Source organism: Thermomonas carbonis, assembly GCF_014396975.1.
GTDB lineage: Bacteria > Pseudomonadota > Gammaproteobacteria > Xanthomonadales > Xanthomonadaceae > Thermomonas > Thermomonas carbonis.
This window is the reverse complement of the sequence record NZ_CP060719.1, coordinates 1,740,236-1,766,610: the sequence shown is the minus strand read 5'-3', so window position 1 is coordinate 1,766,610 and position 26,375 is coordinate 1,740,236. Positions and strand designations below refer to the sequence as shown.

Sequence of the window (26,375 nt, the reverse complement as noted above, 5' to 3'; positions counted from 1 at the left end):
CGGAGGCAGCACCACAGCCCCTGAGTGACTAGCGGTTTCCTCGCGCCAAAAGATCTCTTTCATAGTCCTGTCTGTTTTGGTGTGCGATCGAGTCAAGGATGAGACCAATGGCAACCAGCAACACTGAAATGATTTCCAGGCCGCTCGCAAGAATCGCCATTGGTACTCGATAGATCAAGCCGGTTTCCAACCATTCCCAAACAACAGGAATTCCTGCCAGCAAACCGAGCAAAGAAAGAGCACTGCCGATACCGCCGAAGAATAGAAGTGGCCGGTAGTGGCGAAGAATATTGAATATCGTCGCGAGGACACGAGCCCCATCTCGTAGCGTGTTGAGCTTCGAAACACTTCCCTCTGGCCGATCCCGATAATCGACAGGAACCTCCATGATGCGGAAGCGCTTGTCCAAGGCGTGAAGTGTCATATCCGTTTCAATTTCAAAGCCGCCGACCAAGATCGGATAACTTTTGACGAATTTACGATTGAAAGCTCGATAGCCGCTCATGATGTCAGCAAGGTTACTGCCGAAAAGCAAGTTAACGAGCCCGCGCACCAGGCGATTTCCGAAGCCATTGAGAGCTCGCTTGTTTTCGATGGCGTAGTTCCCTCCGCTGTGGCGATCTCCAACCACCATCTCGGCCCTACCATCGAAAATCGGAGCAAGCAATTCGCCTACCTGCATCGCCGGGTAAGTCAAATCAGCATCAGAGAGAACGTACACATCCGCGTCAACATCCATAAAAGCTCGTCTCACGGCATTGCCTTTACCACCGCGGTCCTCGTTGATTACTCCCCCGAGCACTTGAGCTTACGAATAGTCTCCGCGGCTATGGCCTCGGTTCGATCCGTAGACCTATTGTTGACCACCCAAATACTTGCGCTCGGAAGAGCCGAGTGAAATCCCGCGATGGTGGCTGCTAGTGTTTCTTCCTCGTTGTAAGCAGGAAGTACTACTGCGATTCGAGTCATCCGTGCGGCCAGAAGATTGCCCTAGACAGAATAAAGGATTAGAACGCAAAGCGATTAGGGCCTGACGCAAACGGCATTTGTGTCCTACGCACACCTGAACTTCAACGAAGATCTGTCAATGCTACCCATCGCTAAACCAGGAAATGCTCGAACCGGACTTGCGGCCGCACTTTTGGGTTTAGCCATGCTGCTGCTGACTCATCGCTATTGGGGCATCGACCACGACGCCACCCTCTACATGGGCGAAGCGCTGCGCCTCCTGTCTCCGGACATCTACAACCACGACCTGTATTTCGCCCACGGAAGCCAGGGCAAATACACGCTTTTCCCTTGGGTCTTGGCCCAGCTGATGGGCTGGCTGGATCCGGCGGCGCTGTTCTTCTGGGGCGGACTTGCGGGCCTGCTCGCCTTTGCATGGGCCAGCTGGTTTTGCCTGTCTTCGCTGCTTCCCGGCGGGCAACGTTACTGGGCGTGGCTGGGCGTGTTGGGTCTGCCTGCTTCGTACGGCCGCACAGTGATCTTCAGCTACGCAGAACCTTTTCTCACTCCGCGGCCGTTCGCCGAAGCCTTGGCGTTGGTGGCGTTGGGTTTGGGCTTGCGTCGAAATATTTTGGGTGCGCTTGCTTGCTTGGGACTTGCAGGGATGTTGCATCCGCTGCAGGCGCTCGCGGCGGCGCTCGTTCTCTGGCCATGGGCGGTGCTTCAGGATCGGCGCTGGCTCCATGCGCTCTGGCTGATCCTGCCGATTTGTTGCGCCGCATTGATGGGGCTGGCCCCATTCGACGGGCTGCTACTGCGCGTTGATCAAAGTTGGTGGGTCGAGCTCAGGGGCATCACCGGCCAGCTTTTCGTGACTGGCTGGCCAAGGTTGGACTATCAGTACCTGGTGTTCGATGCGGCGCTGCTGGCCTACGCCTGGCACGCCCGCCAGGACGATTTCGGCCGACTTTGCCTTGCGACGCTCGTCGGATTGTTGCTCGGAGTTGGTGCCAGCCTGGTGTTAGTGGAGGGGCTGCACCTGATTCTGCCGACCGGCCTGCAGTTGTGGCGAGTTCACTGGCTTGCCCACTGGCTCGCAATGGCCGCATTTGCCCTGCATATCTCAAGGGACCTGCTCGAGCGCGCGCACCTTCGGGCAGCGCTCCTGACACTCACTGGCCTGCTGGCGTGGGGTGCAATTGCTTGGGCGTGGGTTCCGTTTGCCTTGCTTTACTGGGCTTGGCCACGGGTCGGGCCGCAACTCCAGCCACGCATACTGCGTGTTCTGGCAAGCCTGATCGGTATCGCGATTTCGCTGTTGCTGGTGCAACACATCGCTATGGAACTGGTTACGTTCAGGCTGGCCAACTATCGGCTCGACGCTTTCGCAATTGATCGTCGCATCCTTGCGTATCCCTTGCTCGCCTTCGGGTTACCGTTTGCTGCAGCCATGGCTTGGCAGCGAATCGAAGGACGTGGGAGGGCTCTGCTCGCCGTAGCCGGACTGGTACCGCTGGTGGCCCTTGCGGCCCTCCGCTGGGATATCCAGATCCCGCAACGCCGACTTGTGCTCGAGCAGGCCGGCCACCCCGAACTGTTCGCCACGCCGCTGCCAAGACACGCGCAGGTGTACTGGCACGACATGAGCTTGGTGGCGACATGGTTGGTGCTTGGACGGGCCGACTACTACGACCAACAACATCTCTCGGGCATCGCGTTCAATCCCGGCACCATCCGCGAGGCGAGGCGGCGGCTGGGCAGAATAGGACCGCTGCTTGATTCGGTGGAAAGCTGCAAGTTATCGAGCCGCGACGGCACGTATGCGGGATGCAGCATTCCTGATCCTGCACTTGCGCGCGCCTGCGGTCCCGGAGAGGTATTGCATCCCGATTTCCTGGTGCTGCCCTTCGACCTGAGCTTCCCACCCGAGGGACGGTGGCGTCGGATGAGCTCGAACGGACGCGAACTATTGGCTGATTGGTCACTATACTCGTGCTCATCGATCAATCGAGCCTTGAAACAAGCCGATGTCTTGACTGGTCAAGGCAGCGCGCGCGCGCCATGAGCCTGCCTGCTCCACCGCGCTTGCAGCACTCACGCCTTACCGCCATCGCCGCGGCTGCACTTGGATTGATACTGATCCTGCAGCTGCGACGCTACGCCGGCATCAACCACGATTCGGTGCTGTACCTCGGTCAAGCGCTGGTTCGGCGCTGGCCGGAGATCTACGGCAACGACCTGGTGTTCGTCCACGGCGGGGGACAGAGTCAATACACGCTCTTCCCACGCTTGGTCGCGCAAGCACTGGCGTGGACTGATCCGGCGACGCTCTTCATGTGGGGCGCACTTGCTGCGCACCTCCTGTTCGCGGCGGCCGGCTGGTTCTGCCTCACGGCATTGCTGCCGCGGGGACAACGCTACTGGGCCTGGCTGGGCGTGCTCAGCCTGCCGACCATGTACGGCATGGTCCGGATGTTCGGCTACAGCGAACAGTTCTTCACCCCGCGCCCGCTTGCCGAAGGACTATGCCTGCTCGGCATCGGCATGCTGGCGCGCCAGCGTTGGTTCTTGGCAGCGGCATGCATGGCGCTGGCCGCGCTGTTCCACCCGTTGCAAGCCATCGCCTCCGCGTTGATCGTCTGGCCTTGGGCGGTGATGCAGGATCGACGGTGGCTGCATGCGGCCTGGTTTGGCATCCCGCTGCTGGGCCTAGCCGTTGGCGGCGTCCCGCCATTTGCCGGTTTGCTGCAGGCGGCGGATGAAAACTGGCTCTACATCCTCCGCGACAACACGCCACAACTCTTCCTCACGCGCTGGACGACGGACGACTTCAGGTTTCTGTTGATGGATGTGCTCGTACTGGCTTACAGCTGGCATGCCTTGCGCGGCGCGTTCGGTGCGTGGTGCGTGGCGGGGCTGGCGGGGCTTGGACTGGGGCTGGGCTCAACCCTTTTACTCGTCGATGGCCTGCACTTGATCCTGCCTGCCGGTCTGCAGCTGTGGCGCGTCCACTGGCTCGCACACTGGCTTGCGATGGCGGCGATTGCGGCCCTGCTCCATCGCGACATGCAGGCGAAAAACGGATCTCGGGCGTTACTGCTCGCCTTTGCGGTCTCGCTCGCATGGGGTCAGGGGGGCTGGCTCTGGCTCGCTCCGGCACTGCTCTATCCCGCACTGCCCCGCATCATGGCCGAACGCCCGCCGCGGGTGGAGCGACTGGTCGGATGGATGTCGGCTGCCGGCATCCTGCTGCTGTTCGCCAGCTATGCATATTCGGAGTTCGTCATGTTCCGCATGGCGCACTACCGGCTGGATCTCTATGCCATCGACCGCCGGCTGCTGGTCTTCGCCCCGCTTGCCCTGGGCCTGCCGCTGCTCGGCGTCCGGCTCTGGGAGCGATTGGCCACGGGCGGACGGACCCTGCTGTTTGTCTTGGTCCTGTGCCCGCTCGTGATGGTATCCGCCGTGCGCTGGGACCTGCGCTCCCCGGAAGTCCTCGCGTTCGAGCGGGCGACCTTCCGTACCGACATCTTCGGCGTGCGCATTCCGGAAGATGCACAAGTGCTGTGGGGTTATGAGACGCTGACCGGGCCGTGGCTGGTCCTGCAGCGCGCGAGCTTCTTCAGCCCGCATCAGCTGTCGGGACAGGTCTTCAACCGCGACATGGCAATGGACGGCCGCCGACGACTCAATCGCCTCTATCCCTGCTGGAAGATGATCGATTTTGCAAGGATCGCGCGCGAGCAGCAGAGGAGCGCGCGCGCTGCCACATCGGTGATGCCGCGATGCAGCAGGCCTGTGCAGCAGGAGCGGACGAACGTCCCGACTACATCGTCCTGCCCTACGAGCAACCACAGCGCGCCGCAGGTGCATGGACGATCATGGACCCGGTGACCCATGATGCCCAGGTGACCTGGCGTCTTTATCGTTGCACCGACGTCATGGCGGACCTGCAACTCGGGAAGGGGATCGTGCGATGAGCGAACACAAGGCTCGCCTGGGCCATGCCCTGCTGTGGATCTTCGCGCTCTCCGGTTTCGCCGGACTGATCTACCAGTCGATCTGGACCCAGTACTTGGGCCTGTTCCTCGGGCACTCGGCGTATGCGCAGTCGTTGGTACTGATGCTGTTCATGGGGGGAATGGCGCTGGGTGCTTGGCTGGTGAGCCGGCGTACCGAGTCGCTGCGCCGGCCGCTGCTGGCGTATGCCGTCATCGAACTGGTGATCGGCGTTCTCGGCCTGCTGTTCGATCCGCTCTACCACGCCGGCACTGCGTGGGCATACGAGAGCCTCATGCAATCGGCCACGGGCAACGGCCTGCGCTGGACAATGGCCACCGTGCTGGTGCTGCCGCAATGCGTCCTGCTGGGGGCGACGTTCCCACTGATGAGTGCCGGATACATGCGCTTGCAGCCGGCGTCGGAGGGACGGGTACTGGCCGGCCTGTATTTCGCCAACAGCATCGGCGCAGCGATCGGCGCACTCGCCGCCACGTATCTGTTGCTGCCGAAAGTGGGCTTGCCAGGCGCGATCATGACCGCCGGTTTGCTCAATATCGCGGTCGCAGTCGCGATCTACCCCATCAGCAAGCATGAAGGTGCGGTCGCAGCCACGCCAAAGCCAGCCGCCGCACCACGGACACGGATGCGAACCGCCACGCCGCTCCTGGTGCTCACGGTGGCGGCACTGACGGGTGCGACCTCCTTCGTCTACGAAATCACCTGGGTGCGGATGCTCTCGCTGGCACTGGGGACCACCATCCATGCATTCGAAGTGATGCTGGCGGCCTTCATTTCCGGCATCGCCTTCGGCGGGCTGTGGCTGCGCCACCGCGCTGACCGGCTGCAGTCGCCACTCGCCACTGCGGGTTGGGTGCAGGTGTTGATGGGGTTGGCGGCGTTGGCATCGATGTTCGTCTATGCCCATGCCTTCGAATGGGTCGGCTGGCTGCTGCGGGTGATTGCCCGCACTGGCGAGGGTTATGCGCTCTACAACCTGTCGAGCGGGCTGATCTCGCTGCTGGTCATGTTCCCCGCTGCGTTCTTCGCGGGCATGACACTGCCCTTGCTCACCTTGGAGCTCCTGCGCCAGGGGGGCGGCGAGCGGGTGATCGGTCGCGTGTATGCCACTAATACCCTGGGTGCGATTGTCGGCGTGCTGGTCGCAGTACACCTGTTGCTGCCGATGCTTGGGCTGAAGCTGGCGTTGTGGCTGGCGGCGGCGGTGGATCTGGTGCTGGGCGTGGTCGTCCTGCACGTCATGGCCCCGGGACGGAGCGGGCGCAGGCCGGGGCCGGCGGTATTCGCCGCGCTTGTTTCGGTCTTCGCGCTTGCACTGTCGCTATGGCTGGTCAAGTTCGACCCGCTGATGCTGGCCTCGTCGGTATACCGACACGGCAGCACGTTCCTGGACAACACCAGGATGCGTTACTACCGCGACGGCAAGACCGCCTCGGTGGCGCTGTACGAACGCGGCGAGGGCAAGGGCCTGGTGCGCGCGATCTCCACCAACGGCAAGGTGGACGCGGCCCTGTCGATGCATCCCGAAGGCGAGATCATCGCCGACGAATACACCATGGTGATGGCCGCGGCATTGCCTCTGTCGATGCGCGATCGCTTCGATCGCGTGGGCGTCATCGGTTTCGGTTCGGGCCTCACCACGCACGCCTTGCTGGGCAGCGAGCGGATCGGGCAAGTCGACACCATCGAAATCGAACCGATGATGGTCGAGGGCGCGAAACTGTTCGGCGACCGGGTCAGCCGCGCCTACGAGGATCCGCGCTCGCATATCGTGATCGATGACGCCAAGGCCTTCTTTGCTTCCTCGCCGCGACGCTACGACCTGATCGTGTCGGAGCCGTCCAACCCGTGGATGGGCGGCACCGCCACGCTCTTCAGTGAGGAGTTCTATTCCTTCGTGCCAAGGCACCTGGAAGATGACGGGATCTTCCTGCAATGGGTGCAGACGTACGAAATCAATCCCGCCTTGGTCAGTTCGGTGCTGCGGGCGATGCTTGGTCACTTCAGCGATGTCCAGGCCTACCTCTCCAACGGCGAGGATCTTCTACTGATCGCTGTCCCGAAGGGCAAAGTCCCCGCCCTCGGCGCGCGCCTGTTCGGCGATGCCGGCTTGCGCGACGACTTGGCGCGCCTCGGGTTCCGTGATGTCCGCGATCTCCAGGACACCTTCGTCATGGATCGCCGCGCGCTGGTGGCCTATGCCAACCTGCACCCGTCCCAGGCGAATTCGGATTTCTTTCCGATCCTGCAACTCCAGGCGCCTGCGACCCGCTTCATGAAAGCCAAGGCGGATCTCAACCCTTGGCACGGTGCACCATGGCCGGTCGTGCCGTTCCTGGGCGGCTTCAGCCCACGCAGCATCGACCAGCCCCCACCCGGCGTGCGGCGTCCGGTCGTGAGCGATAGCAAGCAGAAGGCCGCGCGCGAATTGAGGCGCTTGCTGGTGGAAGGTGATGCACGACCCGCCGTCGACGCCCATGACCCGCAACTCGACTATGCTGAAGCGCTGCGTGGGTTGGGCATGAGTTGCCGGCTGGACGGCGCACCCGGACGCAACGCCGAACTGATCTTCGCCTTGGCGAGCGACACCGTGGCCTTCCTGGATGTCCCGGCGCAGGTTGGCCTGTGGCAGTCGCCGGCGTGGCTCGAATGCCCGCCCACTTCGCCGCTGCTGCTCCAGGCCCTGGCATTCGTCGATGCCGCCTCGCGCAATGACCACGCGCGCGTACTCGACGTGGGCAGGACGATGCTCGACGGCCCCGATGCCGCACTGGTCGCCGGCAGCGCCGTGTCCAGCAAGTATGTGTTCGGAGCGATGCTGTTTGCCGCAATGGCCTCTGGCCGCAATGCCGACGTGCCCCTGCTCTACAACAAATACTGGAACAAACTGCATCCGTCACTGCGTGACAGCGAAACCATCCGCCTGCTGCTGGTGCTCGCCGCATCGCCACAAGCGAACCCCGAAGCACCGCTCGAGGCCACCAACGACGCCGAGATCGCGGATGGGGATAGGTTGCGGTAAAGTCGAACGCACGCTTGGGGAGAGCGGATACCGATGAGCGCAGTCACGTCCGCCAATTTGATGGGAATTACCGGCATTGCCCGGCGTCTGGTGCTGGATGGCGCGCTGGAAGAGGCCGCTGCGCGCAAGGCGATGGATTCCGCCACCGCAGAGAAGCAGCCGCTGGCGGCTTATCTTGCCGAGCGCAGGCTGGTCACGCCCGCGGCGATCGCGGCTGCCAATTCCATCGAATTCGGCATGCCGCTGGTGGATGCGCTGGCGCTCGACCCGTCGCAGTCGGCGATTGCGCTGGTCAAGGAAGAATTGCTGCGCAAGCACCAGGTCCTGCCGCTGTTCAAACGCGGTGGACGCCTGTTCGTGGGCACCAGCGACCCGACCGACCACCAGGCGCTGGACGAACTGAAGTTCCACACCAACCTGGCGGTGGAGCCGATCCTGGTCGATGCCGAGCGCATCAAGCGCTGCCTGGACCAGTGGCTGGAAGTCGCAGAGGCGATGGCCGACGAGATGGCCGATTCCGAAGGCCTGGAAGGCCTGGAAGTCAGCGGCGGCGATGACGACCTCAGCAACGACACCGGCGTGGACGCCAAGGGCGAAGACACGCCCGTGGTCAAGTTCATCAACAAGGCGCTGGTCGATGCGATCCGCAAGGGCGCCAGCGACATCCACTTCGAGCCCTACGAAACCGACTATCGGGTCAGGTTCCGCATCGACGGCATCCTCAAACTGGCCAAGCGGGCACCGGTCAAGCTGCACCAGCGCATTGCCGCGCGCCTGAAGGTCATGTCGCAGCTGGATATCGCCGAGAAGCGCATTCCGCAGGACGGTCGCATCAAGCTCAACCTGTCCAAGACCAAGCAGATCGACTTCCGCGTCAGCACCCTGCCGACCCTGTTCGGCGAGAAGATCGTGCTGCGCATCCTGGACGGCAGCGCCGCCAAGCTGGGTATCGACAAGCTGGGTTACGAGCCGATCCAGCAGAAACTGTTCATGGATGCCATCCACAAGCCCTACGGCATGGTGCTGGTGACCGGCCCGACCGGCTCGGGCAAGACCGTCAGTCTGTATACCGCGCTGGGCATCCTCAACGACGAGACCCGCAACATCAGCACGGTCGAGGATCCGGTGGAAATTCGCCTGCCCGGGGTCAACCAGGTGCAGCAGAACGTCAAGCGCGGGATGACCTTCGCCGCGGCACTGCGCAGTTTCCTGCGCCAGGATCCCGACATCATCATGGTCGGCGAAATCCGCGACCTCGAAACCGCCGAGATCGCGGTCAAAGCCGCACAGACCGGCCACATGGTGTTGTCCACCCTGCACACCAACGACGCGCCGCAGACCATCGCACGCCTGATGAACATGGGCATCGCGCCCTACAACATCACCAGTTCGGTCAGCCTGGTGATTGCCCAGCGCCTGCTGCGTCGCCTGCACGACTGCAAGCGCGCGGTGCACCTGCCCGAGCATGCCCTGTTGGCCGAGGGCTTCACCGCGGACGAAGTGCATGCTGGCATCACCGTCTACGAGGCGGTGGGCTGCGAGGACTGCACCGAGGGCTACAAGGGCCGTGCCGGCGTGTACCAGGTGATGCCCATGAACGACGAAATCCAGCAGATCGTGCTGGCCGGTGGTAATGTCCAGCAAATCACCGAGGCGTCGCTCCGCAGCGGAGTCCGCGACCTGCGTGGTTCAGCGTTGGACAAGGTGAAACAGGGGATCACCAGTCTCATCGAGATCAACCGAGTCACCAAGGATTGAGGTAATCGCCATGTCCGCACGCAGAGCCGCCATCAGCAAGGCCCGGACCCAAGCCGAGTCCCGCCGCCTGAACCCGATGGTCGAATTCGTCTGGCAGGGCCGCGACAAGCGCGGCGTGGTCATGAAGGGCGAGCAGACGGCGAAGAACGCCAACCTATTGCGCGCCGAGCTCCGCAAGCAGGGCATCACCCCGACCGTGGTCAAGGCCAAGCCGAAACCCTTCTTCGGAGGCGCGACCAAGAAGATCGGCCCGCGTGACATCGCCATCTTCAGTCGCCAGCTGGCAACGATGATGAAGTCCGGCGTGCCGATCGTGATGGCGCTGGAAATCATCGGCAGCGGCAACAAGAACCCGGCGATGAAGAAGATGGTTCTCGGCGTGAGGAACGACATCGAGGGCGGTGCCTCCATCTACGAAGCGCTCAGCCAATACCCGGTGCAGTTCGACGAGCTCTATCGCAACCTGGTGCGCGCAGGCGAATCCTCCGGCGTGCTGGAGACAGTGTTGGAGACCATCGCGGTCTACAAGGAAAATATCGAGTCGATCAAGGGCAAGATCAAGAAGGCCTTGTTCTACCCGGCCGCCGTGATCGCGGTGGCGATCATCGTCTGCGGTGTCCTCATGGTCTTCGTGGTCCCGACCTTCAAGGAGACCTTCATCAGCTTCGGAGCGGATCTGCCGGCTTTCACTACTTTGGTGTTCGGCATATCGGATCAGTTCGTGAAATGGTGGTGGCTGATCGCCATCATTGCGGCAGGGGCCTTCGCCGCGTTCATGTTCTTCTACAAGCGCTCGGTGCCTCTGCAGCATCTTGTCGACCGACTGTTGTTGAAGCTCCCCGTCATCGGCAAGGTGCTCAATGACTCGGCGATTGCACGCTTCGCACGTACCTTGGCGGTGACATTCCGTGCCGGCGTGCCGCTGGTGGAAGCGCTGGACAACGTGGCCGGTGCCACTGGCAACACGGTCTACAGCAAGGCGGTGATGCGGATGAAGGAAGACGTGGCCGTGGGTTACCCGGTCAACGTGGCGATGAAGCAGGTCAACCTGTTCCCGCACATGGTGGTGCAGATGACCGCGATCGGCGAGGAAGCCGGTGCGCTCGACAACATGTTGCTGAAAGTGGCCGAGTTCTACGAGGAAGAAGTCAGCAATGCGGTCGATGCGCTGTCCAGCCTGATCGAGCCGATGGTGATGGTGATCATCGGTGGCTTGGTGGGCTCGATCGTGATCGCGATGTACCTGCCGATCTTCAAGCTCGCCATGACGGTGATGTAATCCGCCCAACACACAGGCGCACGGCAACTCGATGGCATTCCTCGATGCACACCCCGGGCTCGGCTTTCCCGCCGTGGCCGGGCTTGGCCTGCTGGTCGGCAGCTTCCTCAACGTCGTGATCCTGCGCCTCCCGCGTCGGCTGGAATGGGAGTGGAAGCGCGACGCCCGCGAGATCCTGGAAGAGCCGGATCTCTATGATCCGCCGCCGCCGGGGATCGTGGTGGAGGGCTCGCACTGCCCGCATTGCAAACGCAACCTGTCCTGGTACGAAAACATCCCGCTGGTCAGCTGGGTGATTCAGGGCGGCAAATGCCGCGGCTGCAAGGCACCGATCTCCGTTCAGTATCCGCTTGTCGAACTGCTGACCGCGCTGTTGTTCGTGGCCTGCGTCTGGCGGTTCGGTTTCGGCTGGAAGGGGTTCGGCGCGATGCTGCTCACCGGCTTCCTGATCTCGTTGTCCGGTATCGATTTCCGCACCCGCCTCCTGCCCGACCAACTGACCTTGCCGCTGCTGTGGCTGGGCTTGGTGGCGTCGGTGGAGAACCTCTACATCGGCCAGAAGGCCGCGCTGCTGGGGGCGATGGCTGGCTATGTCAGCCTGTGGTCGGTGTACTGGGTGTTCAAGCAGCTGACCGGCAAGGAAGGGATGGGCCACGGCGACTTCAAGCTGCTCGCGGCGCTGGGCGCGTGGTGCGGACTGGCCGGGGTGCTGCCCACGATCCTGATTTCTTCGCTGGTCGGTGCCCTGGTCGGCTCGATCTGGCTTGCCGCCAAGGGCCGCGACAAGGCCACTCCGATCCCGTTCGGCCCGTATCTGGCGATCGCCGGCTGGATCAGCTTCATGTGGGGCAACGATCTGGTCGGCTGGTACATGCGCATCGCGGGATTGGCTTGAGCCTCGCGCCTTGCCTTTGTGGAAGGGGCTTGAGCCCCGATGCTTTCCTCCGTCGGGGCCGAAGCCCCTTCCACAGAAGCCTCGCCTGACTCCAAGACAGCTGCACCACCGGTGAAAATTGCCCATGAGTGAGTTCATCCTCGCGATCACCGGCGGCGTGGCGTCCGGCAAGAGCACGGTCGATGCATTGTTCCGTTCGCATGGACTGGTGGTCGCCGACGCCGACATCGCTGCGCGCGAAGCCGTCGTCCCGGGCAGCGAAGGCTTGGCCGAGGTCGTTGCGGAATTCGGCATGGGGGTACTCGACGCCGGGCAGCTCAACCGCCCGGCCATGCGCCGCCGCGTGTTCGCCGACCCCGATGCCCGAAAGAAACTGGAAGCGATCATCCATCCGCGTGTGCGCGAGGCGCTCCGGGCCACCTGCATTGCCGCGACCGGGCCGTACGCGATCGCCTCGATCCCGCTGCTCGCCGAAGGCGGTGGCCGCGAGGCCTATCCCTGGTTGCACCGGATCCTGGTGGTCGATGTACCCGAACCCGTGCAACTGGTGCGACTGTTGCAGCGCGACGGGATCGACGAAGCCTTGGCACGGACGATGGTCGCAGCACAGGCAAGCCGGCGGGAACGACTGGCGATCGCCGACGATGTGCTGGTCAATGATGGGCCGCTGGATGCCCTGCACGCCCAAGTGGAAGCGCTGGATCGGCTTTACCGGCGGCTGGCAACCTAGGCGTTTCCGCCAGGCCACAAGCCGCGGATCGCGGCAATCCCCTGCGCACCATGCGTGCGGGCGTCGGCGATATCCACGGGCGCTAGGCCGCCGATCGCATAGATCGGCAATGACACGTGCTCGCGCACGCCTGAAAAGGCATCCCAACCGATGCCCGGCTGGCCCGGATGGGACGCGGTCGCCTGCAGCGGGCCAAGCACGACGAAACTGCAACCCAGCGCCTCGGCCCGCTGCAGGTCGCCTGCGTCGTGGCAGGACGCGGCGATTGCGTGGCCGGCGGCGCGCATGTCATCCAGCGAAGCCTGCAGTGCGGCATCGTGCAACTGGGCCGAGCGCAGGTGCACGCCGATGCCCGCTTCCCGGGCCTGGGCGATGTCGCCGTTGAGCAGCACCTCGGCACCCACGCGACGGCTCAGCGCAACGGCACGCGCAACCAGACCGCGCCAGCGACGCGCCTCGACATCGCGCGCGCGCAACTGCACGCGGCGCACGCCGTGCGCCAGCGCATCCGCCAGTGAAGTCAGCCAGGCCTCGTCGTCGCCAGGGGCTGGCGTGACCAGGTAGCGATCCGGCTGGGTCAACGCGGCGACCACCGGCACGTCCGCGGGCGGCATCGGGTAATCGGCGAGATCTCCCTGCGGCACCCAAGCCAGCGCCTGCCCGTCCAGCCCCTCGGGCACGCCATCGAATTCGACATGGCGCGCGTCCAGTAGCAACCGCTTGCCGGGGTATTGCTGGGGGACGCGGATCAGCGATGCGCCGACCGTGGCCTGGATGCCGAGTTCCTCATGCAGCTCGCGGATCAGTGCGTCTTCAGGCGACTCGCCGGCTTCGACCTTGCCGCCGGGGAATTCCCACAGGCCGGCGAGATCACGCCCTTCGGTACGACGCGCCAGCAGGATACGGCCGCGCGCATCGCGGATGACGCCGGCGACAACGTGGATCTGCTTCATGGCAACAACCACGCCCCGGTGCAGTGACCAATGCCGATGATCTTGGATCGGAAAAGCCCCCTTCTTGGTAAGGGAGGCGCGCCGAAGGCGCGGGGGATTGGAGGTGCGCCCCGTGGGGCCCCAATGCCGCGCAGCGGCTTGGGGGCACCACCTGACTGGGCAGGCGGTGCACGGGCAGCTTGCTACGCAAGCTGCCCGTGGCAGTGCTTGAACTTCTTGCCGCTGCCGCAGGGGCAGGGATCGTTGCGACCGACGCGGTTGAATTCCTCGCCGTAGCCTTGCGGCTGTTGCGCGATTTGCACGGCAGCCGCTTCTTCATCGGCGCCCAGCCCGCCCATGTCGGGGTGCTGGAACTGCATCTGCCTGGCCACCGCCTCGGCGCGCGCGCGCTCTTCGGCCTCGGCGGCGGCCACTTCGGCCTCGTCGCGGACGCGGATCCGCGCGAGCAGGCTGACCACTTCGCGCTTCACTTTCTCCAGCAATTCCGAGAACAGCTCGAACGCTTCCTTCTTGTATTCCTGCTTCGGCTGTTTCTGCGCATAGCCGCGCAGGTGGATGCCCTGGCGCAGGTAATCCATGCGCCCCAGGTGTTCCTTCCAGTTCTGATCGAGAACGTTGAGCATCACGTGCTTTTCCAGCATGCGCATGGTTTCGCCGCCCACCTGCGCTTCCTTGCCCTCGAACAGCTCGTCCACCGAGGCATGCACCTTGGCCAGCACCTGCGACGCGTCCAGCTCGTCCTGTTCCTGGTGCATGCGAACCAGCGGTACCTGCACGCCGAACTCGGTCGCCAGCTCGGCTTCCAAGCCCGGCAGGTCCCACTGGTCGTCGACGGAATCCGCCGGCACGAAGCGCTCGACCAGGTCGGTCACCACGTCGCCGCGGATGCCGTCGATGTTGCCCTTGATGCTGTCAGCTTCCAGCAGTTCGTCGCGCTGGCCGTAGATCACCTTGCGCTGGTCGTTGTTGACGTCGTCGAAGTCCAGCAGGTTCTTGCGGATGTCGAAGTTGTGCGCCTCGACCTTGCGCTGCGCGTTGGCGATCTGCTTGGTCACCAGCGGGCTTTCGATGATGTCGTCTTCCTTCAGGCCCATCCGCGCCATCACCTTCTGCACCCAGTCGGCGGCGAAGATGCGCATCAGGTTGTCTTCCAGCGACAGGTAGAAACGGGACGAACCCGGATCGCCCTGGCGGCCGGAACGGCCGCGCAGCTGGTTGTCGATGCGGCGGCTTTCGTGGCGCTCGGTGCCGACGATATGCAGGCCGCCGGCGGCCTTGACCGCGTCGTGGCGAACCTGCCATGCGGCCTTGATGGCGTCCTTCTCGGACTGGGTGACGTCCTCGCCCAGCGTGGCCAGCTCGGCTTCCAGCGAGCCCCCCAGCACGATGTCGGTACCGCGGCCGGCCATGTTGGTGGCGATCGTCACCGCGCCGGGCGCACCGGCATTGGCGACGATGTGCGCTTCGCGCTCATGCTGCTTGGCGTTCAACACCTCATGGGCGATGCCGGCCTCGTTGAGTGCGTCGCTCAGCAGTTCCGAGACTTCAATCGAGGTGGTGCCGACCAGTACCGGTTGGCCCTTCGCGGCGCATTCCTTGATCTCGTTCGCCACCGCGCGGTACTTGCCGGCGCGGTTGAGGAAGACCAGGTCGGAATGGTCCTTGCGCACCATCGGCCGATGGGTGGGAATCACCACCACTTCCAGGCCGTAGATGCTCTGGAACTCGTAGGCTTCGGTGTCCGCGGTACCCGTCATGCCGGCGAGCTTGCCGTACATGCGGAACAGGTTCTGGAAGGTGACCGAGGCCAGGGTCTGGTTGTCGCGCTGCACCGCCACGCCTTCCTTCGCTTCGACCGCCTGGTGCAAGCCATCGGACCAGCGCCGGCCCGGCAGGGTACGGCCGGTGAATTCGTCGACGATGATGACTTCGCCATCGCGGACGATGTAGTCCACGTCGCGCTGGTAGATGGCATGCCCGCGCATCGCCGCGTTGAGGTGGTGGACGATGTGGATGTTCTGCGGCGCGTACAGGCTTTCGTCTTCGCCGAGGATGCCGGCACCGCGCAGCAAGGCTTCCGCGTGTTCCTGGCCGGCCTCGGACAGATGGACCTGCTTGCCCTTCTCGTCGACCCAGAAATCGCCCGGGCTGTCTTCCTTTTCTTGGCGGACCAGCGACGGCACGATCTGGTTGACCCGCACGTACAGCTCCGGCGACTCCTCGGCCGGACCGGAAATGATCAGCGGGGTGCGCGCCTCGTCGATCAGGATCGAGTCCACCTCGTCGATGATCGCGTAGCTCAATCCGCGCTGGAAGCGGTCTTCCTTGGCCAGCGCCATGTTGTCGCGCAGGTAGTCGAAGCCGATCTCGTTGTTGGTGGCGTAGGTAATGTCGCAGGCGTAGGCAGCATGCTTGTCCGAGTGCGGCATGCCCGGGAATACCACGCCCACGCTGAGGCCCAGCCAGTTGTAGAGCTTGCCCATCTGCGCGGCGTCGCGGCGCGCCAGATAGTCGTTGACGGTGACCACGTGCACGCCCTTGCCTTCGAGCGCGTTGAGATACACCGCCAGGGTCGCGGTGAGGGTCTTGCCCTCACCGGTGCGCATCTCGGCGATCTTGCCGCTGTGCAGGACCATGCCGCCGATCAGCTGGACATCGAAATGGCGCATGCCGTACACGCGGATCGAGGCTTCGCGACAGACCGCGAACGCTTCCGGCAGCAGCTTGTCCAGCGACTCGCCCTTGGCGCTGCGCGCCTTGAACTCTTCGGTCTTCGCCTTCAGCGCGTCGTCGGACAGCGCCTGCATCTGCGGTTCCAGCGCATTGATTTTCTTGACGATCCCGGACAGTTGCTTGAGCAGGCGTTCATTGCGGCTGCCGAAGACACTGGTGAGCAGGTTGTTGAGCATGGGGCGACGAATCCGGTTCGAGGATGCGCGCGCGGTCGCGCGGCGGCATCAGTGGGCCATCGGGGATGGCGTATCAGCGGGCGAAACGACAAAAACGGGCGCATTGCGCCCGTTTCGCAGTCCGCTAGTGTAGCTGGAGGCACCGGCAGGCGTTATCAAGCCGGCGTCCACCCCGCTTCAAGCGGGGGCCGGGAAGAGGCAAACAGGCGATGCCCCTCCCCGCACATCCAACCCGCAGTGCGGATGGACGGACGGGAAGCGGCCTCAGCGGTGTGCGCCGCTGGACGTCACCGCGAGGAACTTGCGCGGGTTGACCACCGCACCGTCCTGCCAGACTTCGAAGTGCACGTGGGCACCGGTGGAGCGGCCGCTGGAGCCGGCCTTGGCGATTTCCTGGCCCGAACGCACCAGGTCGCCGACTTGCCGTTCCAGGGTGGAGTTGTGCGCGTAGCGGGTCACGTAACCGTTGCCGTGATCGACCTCGACCACGTTGCCGTAGCCGGAACGCACGCCGGAATAGCTGACCACGCCATCGGCCACGGCCAGCACGGGGTCGCCCACATCGGCCTCGAAATCGATGCCCTTGTGGAACTGGTGGCCGCCACCGAACGGATCGGCACGGCCGCCGAAGCCGGAGGTGATGTAGCTGTTGGCGATCGGATCGCGCGAAGGCATCGCGTTGCGGTCCAGCGCGCGGTTGAACAGCAGGCTTTCCAGCACCGACAGCTGGGTATCGGCGCGGCCGAACTCGCCTTCCAGCAGGGAGATGCCACGACGCAGCTCGACCGGCGGCATGTCGCTGGCGCGGCCCGCGCCACCCTGACCCACCGGCTTCTCGAACTCGAATTCGCCGTCCTGCAACTGACCGGCCTGGGTCAGGCGCGCGCCGAGCGCGTTCAGGCGGTTGGCCTGCGCCTGCAGCTCCGCCAGCCGTGCAGCCAGCGCATTGACCTCACGCTGGGCGTCGCGGCGGACCTTGGCCAGCTCGGCCTGCCGATTGGCTTCGGCGGCCTGCATGGCTTCGACCTCGGCCATGCCCACCATGCTGCGACCACCGGCACCGAGCAGCAGGCCTGCGCCGAGCAGCACGCCGAGGGCGGCCAACGGACGGCGCATCGCCCAGAAGCGGAAGGTCTGTACCTGCGCGATCACGCGCCGGCGGGTATCGTGTGACTTGCTTGTTTCGGTCATCGGGTATGCCTGGTTCTCGGTCCACACCCCTGCGGGGGCGACTGCCCCATCGGGTCCGCGCGCGGCGCTGCAAGCGCTGCTCGACGGGGCCGAAGGCGGCACCCTGCGCCGGGCACTCTGGCTCGACGCGGTGGACCAGTTGTTGCGTCCCCACTTGCCGCCCGTTCTGGCCGCGCATGCGCGGCTGGCGAACGTTCGTGGCGACAAGCTCGTTTTCGTCGTCGATGGCCCGGTGTGGCATGCCAAGTTGCGGCTGGCCACGCAGGAACTGGTCGACGCCGCCCGGTCCGTCGGGCTCGATGTCGCGGGGTTGACCGTCAGGACGACGACCCAACCGTTGCGACCGATGCCACCAGCCGCGTCAACCGCTCCACCAATGTCGGCGGCCGGCCAATCGGGACTGGCGGCTGCCTTGGCACTGTTGCGGTCTGGCGCGCCCGACGTGTCGGAGAAGCGCGTCGGGGGAAACCGCAAACCCGGACAGCGGGGGACGTAGGAACGCACCCAACCCGGCCGGCTGGGCATCCTAACGTCACAAGTCTGTGATTTTGTTAAATAAAGACTAACGATTCAGCTGAATGCGCGCACTTGGTCACAGGCCGGGGCCGCGGGCAAACCGGTTCAGGTCGCCGGGACGGCGTCGCCATAAATGACCGGCAGTGGTGCCACCGGGTCGGTGAAACTGACTTCTTCCCACGCTTCGGCATCGGCCAACAGGGCCCGGACCAGCTTGTTGTTGAGCGCGTGGCCGGACTTGTAACCCTCGTAGGCACCGATGATCGGACGGCCGGCCAGGTACAGATCGCCGACCGCGTCGAGGATCTTGTGGCGCACGAATTCGTCGGCGTAGCGCAAGCCGTCCTCGTTCAGGACGCGGAACTCGTCGAGCACGATCGCGTTGTCCATCGAGCCGCCCAGGCCCAGGTTGCGCTCGCGCATGTACTCCAGATCCTGCATGAAGCCGAAGGTGCGCGCGCGGCTCACCTCGCTGATGTAGGCGCTGGTCGAGAAGTCGACTTCGGCGCGCGACAGCGTGTCCGGGATCGCCGGATGGTTGAACTTGACCGTGAAGCCGACCCGGAAGCCGTCGTGCGGGCTGAAGCTGGCGATCTTGTCGCCGTCGCGCACTTCGACGTGTTTGCGGATGCGGATGAAGCGCTTTGGCGCGTTCTGCTCGGCGATGCCGGCGGACTGCAGCAGGAACACGAACGGGCCGGCCGAGCCATCCATGATCGGCACTTCCGGTGCGGTCAGTTCGATGTAGATGTTGTCGATGCCCAGGCCGGCCAGGGCCGACATCAGGTGTTCGACGGTCTGCACCTTGGCACCTTCGCAACTCAGACCGGTGCAGAGCGTGGTTTCGGAGACGAGGGCGGCGCTGGCAGGGATCTCGACCACCGGATCCAGGTCGATGCGGCGGAACACGATGCCGGTGTCGATCGGGGCCGGGCGCAGGGTGAGGAACACCTTCTCGCCGCCATGCAAGCCCACGCCGGTGGCGCGGATCAGGTTCTTGAGGGTGCGTTGGCGAAGCATCGGCGCAGATTACCACTCTGATTGCTGAACCGCGCCGCTATGCAACACGCTTGAGACGCAGGCCTGGCGCGCCGCCGCGCGCGTCGATCCCTGCTTGCGAGCTGTTCGCGGGTGACTCAGGAAAAGGGCCGGCCGGCATGACGCCGACCGACCTGGAATCACGCCGGGCGGGCAACCCGGCGTGCGAAGGGACATGACGCTCGTGCTTCGCTGTCATCCCGACGCAAGCCGGGATGGCGCTTCAGACTCAATCCGCCTGGCGACGCAGGAACGCCGGGATATCCAGGTAATCGTCCTTCGGCAACTCGGCCACGGCCGGGCCGGCATCGACATTACGGCGCAGGCCACCGACGAAACCGGTGTTCGCACCCGGCACGAACGGATCGGAGACCTCGTCGATCATCAGGCCGGTGGTGCCGTCGCGCTTGCCCTGGGTGTTGATCAACTGCACCTGCGGGCGACGCGGGGCGTCGAAACCGCTGTCGAAACGCGCATCGTTGCGCTCGCTGCGGGGGCCGGCTGGCGGCCACCGGCGGTGTTGCGGTTGAGGCCGGTGGCGACCACGGTGACGCGCACTTCGTCCTGCATCTCCGGATCCAGCACGGTCCCGATGACCACGGTGGCGTCTTCCGAGGCGAACTGCTCCACGGTTCGGCCGACTTCGTCGAACTCGGCCATGGTGAAGTCAGGACCTGCGGTGATGTTGACCAGGATGCCATTGGCGCCGGACAGGTTGACGTCGTCCAGCAGCGGGTTCTGGATCGCGCCCTCGGCCGCGGCCTGGGCACGGTCGTCGCCGCGCGCGCTGCCGCTGCCCATCATCGCCAGGCCCATCTCCGACATGACGGTGCGGACGTCGGCGAAGTCGACGTTGATCAGGCCCGGGCGAACGATCAGGTCGGCGATGCCCTGCACCGCACCAAGCAGCACGTCGTTCGCCGCGCGGAAGGCCTGGATCATGGTCGCGTTGCGGCCGAGCACGGTGATCAGCTTTTCGTTGGGGATGGTGATCAGCGAGTCGCAATGCTGGCTGAGTTCCTCGATGCCCTTCAGCGCCACCTGCATGCGGCGGCGGCCTTCGAACGGAAACGGCTTGGTGACCACGGCAACGGTCAGGATGCCCATTTCCTTGGCGACCTGCGCGACCACCGGCGCGGCGCCGGTGCCGGTGCCGCCACCCATGCCGGCGGTGATGAACACCATGTCGGCGCCGGTCAGCGCGTCGATGATGGTGTCGCGATCCTCCAGTGCGGCCTGGCGGCCGACTTCCGGGTTGGCGCCTGCGCCCAGGCCCTTGGTGACATTGCCGCCCAGCTGCAACTGCAGCTTCGCGCCGCAATTCTTGATCGCCTGCGAGTCGGTATTGGCGGTGATGAACTCCACCCCTTCCACGCTGCTGTTGACCATGTGCGCGACCGCGTTGCCGCCGCCGCCGCCCACGCCGATGACCTTGATCACCGCGTTTGGTGCCATCTTCTCGACCAGTTCGAATGTCTGCGCCATGTCCGTGTCCTCTTGTTATGTGGTGCTTGTTTGAGATCGTTTGTGTGGTGATGCCGATGCCGCGCCCGCAACCGTCCTGCCTGCCACCCTCCACGCATCGCCACGCCCTCGCGGCGATGCCCCGTCGCTAGAACTGGCCGCGATACCAGTTCTTCACCTTGTCCATCCAGCCGAATGCGCGACCATCGCGGAGCTGCGGCCGGCGTGGGTTCTCGATCTGGCTGCCCATCAGCAGCAGGCCCACGCCGGTGGCGTGCACCGGGTTGCCGACCACTTCACCCAGCCCGCTGACGTGTTGCGGGATGCCGATGCGCACCGGCATCTGCAGCATTTCCTCGGCCAGTTCGACCACGCCTTCCATCTTGGAAGCGCCGCCGGTGAGGACCATGCCCGCGCGCACCAGTTGCTCGAAGCCACTGCGGCGCAGTTCCGCCTGGACCATCTCGAAGATTTCCTCGTAGCGCGCCTGCACCGCCTGCGCCAGCGCGTGGCGCGGCATCCGCCGCGGCGGACGGTCGCCGACGCTGGGCACCTGGATGCTTTCCTCGGCACGCGCCAGCTGCGCCAGCGCGCAGGCGTAGCGGACCTTGATCTGTTCGGCTTCCGGCGTGGGCGTGCGCAGCATGTGCGCGATGTCCTCGGTGACCTTGTCGCCAGCCACCGGCAGCGACGCGGTATGGCTGATCGCGCCCTGCACGAACACCGCGATGTCGGTGGTGCCCGCGCCCATGTCGACCAGCACCACGCCGAGTTCGCGTTCGTCCGGGGTCAGCACCGCGGTGCTCGATGCCAGCGACGACAGCACCAGATCGTCGACCTGCAGCCCGCATTTCTGCACGCACTTGGTGATGTTGGCGGCGGCCGATTGCGCGCACACCACCAGGTGCGCATGCACCTCCAGGCGCACGCCGCTCATGCCGACCGGATTGCGGATGCCTTCCTGCGAATCGTCGAGCACGTAGTCGCGCGGGATCGCGTGGAGGATGCGCTGGTCGGCCGGGATCGCGACCGCCTTGGCCGCCTCCAGCACGCGGTCGAGGTCAGCGTAACTGACTTCGCCGTCGCGGATCGGGGCGATGCCCTGCGAGTTGCGGCATTGCACGTGGTTGCCGCTGATCGAGGCGTACACGCTGCGCACTTCGCAGCCGGCCATCAACTCGGCTTCTTCGACGGCGCGCTGGATCGACTGGACGGTGGAGTCGATGTCGACCACCACGCCCTTGCGCAGGCCGCGCGATTCGTGGGAACCGATCCCGATCACCTCGATCGGTTCGCCCGGCGCGTACTCGCCGACCAACGCGGTGACCTTGGAGGTTCCGATGTCGAGGCCGACGATCAGCGACTTGTCGCCCTTGCGGTTCATGTGTTTGCTTGCCTTGTTTCGCTGCCTGCCCTGCTTGCAGGGGAGGATTGGGATGGGGTTGCTTCCTGCATCGGTGCGGGCAGTGCAGCTGGCTTCGGCAACGCGGCCCAGCTCAGCGAAAACCCGTTGGTGTAGCGCAGGTCGGCGCGCACCAGGCGCTGCCCGGGATGCTGCGCGGCAAGCCGCGGCAGCAGCGGCGCGAAGCGTTCCAGGCGTTGCTCGGGATCGTTGCGACCGAGCACGACTTCGGTGCCGTCGGACAGGGTGATCGACCAGCTGCCGCGCTTGTCCATGCCGGCGCCGCGCACGCCGCCGGCATTGGCCAGCCGCTCGCGCGCCTGGTTGTAGAGCGCCACGACATCGGCCACCTGGGTGTCCGGGCCGTCGAGCTGCGGCAAGTCGGCGCGCACCTGCGCGCCCGCCGCCGAGAACAGCTTGCCGTGTTCGGACAGCAAGCGATCCCTGCCCCAGCGCGCGAACGGACGATGCTCGCTTATCCGCACTTCCAGCACGTCCGGCCAGTGCTTGCGCACTTCCGCGCGCTCGACCCAAGGCAACGCGCCGACCGCGGACTGGATGCGATCCAGTTCGACCGCGAAGAAGCCTTTCTTGGCATACGGCAGCACGGTCGCGCGCAGGCGTGCCTGGTCGACCTGCTGCAGGTCGCCTTGCACGCGCAGGGTGCGCAGCGGCCATTGCGCGCCGCCGACCCAACCGTTGACCACGGCGACCACCGGCAGCGCGACCAGCGCCACCGCGAGGATCCAGGCCAGCAGTCGCAGCATCGCGCTCATGCGTCCGCGCGCTCCTCGTCAGTCGCCGGCAGGGTCTGTTCGAGGATCCGCCAGCACAGCTCCTGGAACGACACGCCGCGCTGACCGGCCGCCTTCGGCACCAGCGAATGACTGGTCATGCCCGGCGCGGTGTTCACTTCCAGCAGCAACAACGCGCCGCTGGCGCGGTCGCGCATGACGTCGACACGGCCCCAGCTACTGCAACCGGCAGCGCGGAACGCATCCAGGGCGAGCTGGCGGATCGCGATTTCATCGTCACCCTGCAGGCCCGGGCAGAGATACTGGGTGTCGTCGGCGATGTACTTGGCGTTGTAGTCGTACCATTCGCCCTTCGGCACGATGCGGATCGACGGCAGCGCGACATCGCCGAGGATGCCGACGGTCAGTTCGTCGCCGACCACCATCTGCTCCATCAGCATCTCGCCGCCGTACGCGCGGGCGACGCGGATCGCCTCTTCGATGCCGGCATCGTCGGTCACGCGGGCCACGCCCACGCTCGAGCCTTCGCTCGACGGTTTCACGAACACCGGCAGGCCGAGTTGCAGCGCTGCTGCACGAACATCTTCACCGGGCGACAGGCGCACGAACTTCGGCGTCGGCAGGCCCGCGCTCAACCAAACCTGCTTGGTGCGGATCTTGTCCATGGTCAGCGCACTGGCCAGCACGCCGCAGCCGGTGTACGGCACTTCCAGCGCTTCCAGCAGCCCTTGCAGCACGCCGTCTTCACCACCGCCGCGATTGCCGTGGAGGATGTTGAACACGCGATCGAACTGACCATGCACCAATGCATCGACCAATGCCGGGATGCCGTCGACCGCGTGCGCATCCACGCCGCGCGCCTGCAGCGCCTCCAGGACGTTGCGGCCGGAATCCAGCGAGACTTCGCGCTCGCTGCTGGTGCCGCCCATCAGCACGGCGACGCGGCCGAAGTCGCGCGCATCGCTCACCCGAAGCGGCGGAAACGTCATGTCGGCGCTCATGGGTTGTCTCCTTGCAGGCCATTGCGTGCGATCTGTTGCGCGGCCGCGCCGATGTCGCCGGCACCCATCAACAGCAGCAGATCGCCATCGCGAAGCAGGCCAGCGAGCACGCCGGCTACGTCGGCGGCACCGTTGACGACCACAGGATCGACCCGGCCGCGGGTGCGGATCGAACGCGCCAGCGACTTCGCGTCGGCACCGGCGATCGGCGCTTCGCCGGCCGGGTAGACCTCGGTCAGCACCAGCGCGTCCACGCTCGACAGCACCGCGGCGAAATCGTCGAACAGGTCGCGCGTGCGCGAATAGCGATGCGGCTGGAACGCGACCACCAGCCGCTTGTCCGGCCAGCCGCCACGCGCGGCATCGAACACCGCGGCGAGTTCCTTCGGATGGTGGCCGTAGTCGTCGACCAGGACCACGTCGCCGCCGCCGGCCAGCGGCAATTTCGCCAACTGGTTGAAGCGGCGGCCGATGCCGGCGAACTGTTCCAGCGCGCGGGCGATCGCATCGTTGCCCACGCCGAGTTGCCACGCGACCGCCGATGCCGCCAGCGCGTTCTGCACGTTGTGCCGACCCGGCAAGGCGAGCGTGCATGGCGTGCGCGAGCCGTCCGGCAGGCACAGCGTGTAATGCATGCGCCCGCCCTGCTGGCGAACGTCCTCGGCGCGCACATCGGCGATGGCGCTGAAGCCGTAAGTCACCACATGGCGCGGCGTGTTTTCCGCGAGCGCGGCGACTTCCGCATCGTCGATGCACAGCACCGCCAGCCCGTAGAACGGCAACCTGTGCAGGAATTCGTTGAACGCGTCCTTCACCCGGGCGAAGTCGCCGCCGTAGTTTTCCAGGTGATCGGCGTCGATGTTGGTGACGATCGCCACCGCCGGATTCAGGCGCAGGAAACTGCCATCGCTTTCGTCGGCTTCGGCGACCAGCCACTGACCGCCACCGAGGCGTGCGTTGGCACCCGCGGCAAGCAGCTGTCCACCGATCACGAAGGTGGGATCCATACCGCCCTCGGCCAGCACGCTGGCCAGCAGCGATGTGGTGGTGGTCTTGCCGTGGGTGCCGGCGACCGCGATGCCGCGCTTGAAGCGCATCAACTCGGCCAGCATTTCCGCGCGCGGCACCAGCGGGATGCGTTGCGAACGCGCTTCCAGCAATTCCGGGTTGTCGGGCTTGATCGCGCTGCTGACCACCACGCAATCGGCATCCAGCACGTTGGCGGCGGCGTGGCCCTTGCTGATCGTTGCGCCCAGCGACGCAAGGCGACGCGTCACGGCGTTGTCGGCGTTGTCGGAACCGCTGACCTGGTAGCCGAGCGTGCACAGCACTTCCGCAATGCCGCTCATGCCGACGCCGCCGATGCCGACGAAGTGCACGCGCGGGAACGCTTTGGCGAGATCGCCGATCTGCCGCAGGCGCAGGCTGTTGATGGACATCAGGCGGCTTCCTTGCGAATCGTTGCGAGCACAGCGTCGGCGACGCGTGCGGCGGCATCGGGCATCGCCAGCGAACGCGCGGCATTGGCCATGGCCAGGCGCTTGCCCGGTTCGGCGGCCAGGTCGGCGAGCAGCGCTTGCAGGCGAGTCGCGAGGTCGTCGCCCTGCGGCAGCAGCAATGCAGCGCCGCGCTCGACCAGGAATTCGGCATTGCGGGTCTGGTGGTCGTCGACCGCCTGCGGGAACGGCACCAGCACGCTGCCCACGCCGACCGCGCACAACTCGGCGAGGGTCAACGCGCCGGCGCGGCAGACCACGAGGTCGGCATGCGCGTAGGCCGCGGCCATGTCGGCGATGAAGGGTTCGACGGTGGCGGCAACGCCCGCATCGGCATAGGCCTTGCGCGCGTCATCGAGCATTTTTTCGCCGGCCTGGTGGAGAATTTCCACCGGCAGGCCGAGCGCAGCCACCGCTTGCGGCACCGCGTTGTTCAACGCGCGCGCGCCCTGGCTGCCGCCGAGCACCAGCAGGCGCAGCGCACCGCCATGCACGAAGTCGCGAAGTTCCGGCGCTGCGACCTGCGCGATCTGCGCGCGCACCGGATTGCCGACCAATGTTTCCCGCGCGAAAGTCTGCGGAAAGCCGACCAGCACCTGCCGCGCGACCTTCGCCAGCGCCTTGTTGGTCATGCCCGCTGCGCGGTTCTGTTCGTGCACCAGCAGCGGGATACCGGCGATGCGCGCGGCGATCCCGCCCGGGCCGGCCGCGAACCCACCGAAGCTCACCACCGCCGATGGCTGGCGCGCGCGCAATACACGCGCTGCATCGCGCACCGCGCGCAGGATCCGCAGCGGTGCGCCGAGCAGTGTCATCAGACCCTTGCCGCGCACGCCGGCCACCGCGATGGTGTCGATGGCGATGTCGTGCGGCGGCACCAATCGGGTTTCCATGCCGCCATCGGCACCCAGCCACGCAACCCGCGCGCCACGCTCGCGCAGCGCCTGCGCGACCGCAAGGCCGGGGAAGATGTGGCCGCCGGTGCCGCCGGCCATGAT

Annotated in this window: 19 protein-coding genes and 1 pseudogene; 8 read left to right on the top strand and 12 right to left on the bottom strand. The window is 65.3% G+C overall.

Annotation, left to right across the window (positions count from 1 at the left end; all coding sequences use genetic code 11):
* Positions 1-28: 28 nt before the first annotated feature.
* A complete protein-coding gene (locus tag H9L16_RS08080) occupies positions 29-739 on the bottom strand; it encodes a glycosyl transferase (RefSeq protein WP_267904671.1) in 711 nt (236 codons plus the stop codon).
* 47 nt (positions 740-786) lie between these two features.
* Entirely contained in the window at positions 787-969 is a 183-nt protein-coding gene (locus H9L16_RS16485; RefSeq protein WP_223158125.1) for a glycosyltransferase, read from the bottom strand.
* Positions 970-1,048: 79 nt separating this feature from the next.
* On the opposite strand from H9L16_RS16485, the gene H9L16_RS08075 reads away from it, so the two are divergent.
* The 7 genes from H9L16_RS08075 (at position 1,049) to coaE (ending at position 12,652) form a co-directional block, all read left to right on the top strand.
* A complete protein-coding gene (locus H9L16_RS08075; RefSeq protein WP_187551220.1) occupies positions 1,049-3,013 on the top strand; it encodes a hypothetical protein in 1,965 nt (654 codons plus the stop codon).
* Positions 3,010-4,842 (top strand): hypothetical protein, encoded by a 1,833-nt coding sequence (locus tag H9L16_RS08070; RefSeq protein ID WP_187551219.1) that lies wholly within the window; start codon positions 3,010-3,012, stop codon positions 4,840-4,842. The genes H9L16_RS08075 and H9L16_RS08070 overlap by 4 nt, the downstream gene beginning before the upstream one ends.
* Positions 4,843-4,924: 82 nt before the next feature.
* Complete coding sequence (locus H9L16_RS08065; protein ID WP_187551217.1) at positions 4,925-7,990, top strand: fused MFS/spermidine synthase; 3,066 nt, start codon at positions 4,925-4,927, stop codon at positions 7,988-7,990.
* Between the two features lie 33 nt (positions 7,991-8,023).
* Entirely contained in the window at positions 8,024-9,748 is a 1,725-nt protein-coding gene (gene pilB / locus H9L16_RS08060) for a type IV-A pilus assembly ATPase PilB (protein WP_187551214.1), read from the top strand.
* 10 nt (positions 9,749-9,758) lie between these two features.
* Positions 9,759-11,027, top strand: coding sequence for a type II secretion system F family protein (locus H9L16_RS08055; protein WP_187551213.1), 1,269 nt, complete (start codon positions 9,759-9,761; stop codon positions 11,025-11,027).
* Positions 11,028-11,058: 31 nt separating this feature from the next.
* Positions 11,059-11,922, top strand: a complete 864-nt coding sequence (locus H9L16_RS08050) for a prepilin peptidase (protein WP_187551211.1) — start codon at positions 11,059-11,061, stop codon at positions 11,920-11,922.
* Between the two features lie 124 nt (positions 11,923-12,046).
* Positions 12,047-12,652: a dephospho-CoA kinase gene (coaE, locus tag H9L16_RS08045; protein ID WP_187551209.1), complete on the top strand. Its 606-nt coding sequence runs from the start codon at positions 12,047-12,049 to the stop codon at positions 12,650-12,652.
* Here the strand turns inward: coaE and H9L16_RS08040 are convergent.
* The 3 genes from H9L16_RS08040 to H9L16_RS08030 form a co-directional block, all read right to left on the bottom strand.
* Entirely contained in the window at positions 12,649-13,605 is a 957-nt protein-coding gene (locus H9L16_RS08040; protein ID WP_425507183.1) for a Nudix family hydrolase, read from the bottom strand. The two genes, coaE and H9L16_RS08040, sit on opposite strands and share 4 nt — an antisense overlap.
* Before the next feature lie 182 nt (positions 13,606-13,787).
* Positions 13,788-16,514 (bottom strand): preprotein translocase subunit SecA, encoded by a 2,727-nt coding sequence (gene secA / locus H9L16_RS08035; RefSeq protein WP_187551205.1) that lies wholly within the window; start codon positions 16,512-16,514, stop codon positions 13,788-13,790.
* A gap of 264 nt (positions 16,515-16,778) precedes the next feature.
* Positions 16,779-17,705, bottom strand: a complete 927-nt coding sequence (locus H9L16_RS08030) for a M23 family metallopeptidase (RefSeq protein WP_187551198.1) — start codon at positions 17,703-17,705, stop codon at positions 16,779-16,781.
* Between H9L16_RS08030 and H9L16_RS08025 the strand changes: the two genes are divergently transcribed.
* Entirely contained in the window at positions 17,689-18,201 is a 513-nt protein-coding gene (locus tag H9L16_RS08025; RefSeq protein WP_425507182.1) for a DciA family protein, read from the top strand. The genes H9L16_RS08030 and H9L16_RS08025 overlap by 17 nt on opposite strands.
* A 125-nt stretch (positions 18,202-18,326) precedes the next feature.
* Here H9L16_RS08025 and lpxC read toward each other — a convergent pair whose 3' ends face one another.
* The 7 genes and pseudogenes from lpxC to murG all read right to left on the bottom strand — a co-directional run bounded on the left by lpxC (position 18,327) and on the right by murG (position 26,372).
* Positions 18,327-19,241: a UDP-3-O-acyl-N-acetylglucosamine deacetylase gene (gene lpxC / locus H9L16_RS08020; RefSeq protein WP_187551197.1), complete on the bottom strand. Its 915-nt coding sequence runs from the start codon at positions 19,239-19,241 to the stop codon at positions 18,327-18,329.
* Between the two features lie 247 nt (positions 19,242-19,488).
* Positions 19,489-20,744: pseudogene (gene ftsZ / locus H9L16_RS08015) on the bottom strand (cell division protein FtsZ).
* Positions 20,745-20,871: 127 nt separating this feature from the next.
* Positions 20,872-22,107 carry a cell division protein FtsA gene (ftsA, locus tag H9L16_RS08010; RefSeq protein ID WP_187551195.1) on the bottom strand — a complete coding sequence of 412 codons (1,236 nt, stop codon included), beginning with the start codon at positions 22,105-22,107 and terminating at the stop codon, positions 20,872-20,874.
* Entirely contained in the window at positions 22,104-22,901 is a 798-nt protein-coding gene (locus H9L16_RS08005) for a cell division protein FtsQ/DivIB (RefSeq protein ID WP_187551193.1), read from the bottom strand. The genes ftsA and H9L16_RS08005 overlap by 4 nt, the downstream gene beginning before the upstream one ends.
* Complete coding sequence (locus H9L16_RS08000; RefSeq protein ID WP_425507261.1) at positions 22,898-23,869, bottom strand: D-alanine--D-alanine ligase; 972 nt, start codon at positions 23,867-23,869, stop codon at positions 22,898-22,900. The genes H9L16_RS08005 and H9L16_RS08000 overlap by 4 nt, the downstream gene beginning before the upstream one ends.
* 8 nt (positions 23,870-23,877) lie before the next feature.
* Positions 23,878-25,320: a UDP-N-acetylmuramate--L-alanine ligase gene (gene murC, locus H9L16_RS07995; protein WP_187551190.1), complete on the bottom strand. Its 1,443-nt coding sequence runs from the start codon at positions 25,318-25,320 to the stop codon at positions 23,878-23,880.
* Entirely contained in the window at positions 25,320-26,372 is a 1,053-nt protein-coding gene (gene murG / locus H9L16_RS07990; RefSeq protein WP_187554111.1) for an undecaprenyldiphospho-muramoylpentapeptide beta-N-acetylglucosaminyltransferase, read from the bottom strand. The genes murC and murG overlap by 1 nt, the downstream gene beginning before the upstream one ends.
* Positions 26,373-26,375 lie beyond the last annotated feature (3 nt).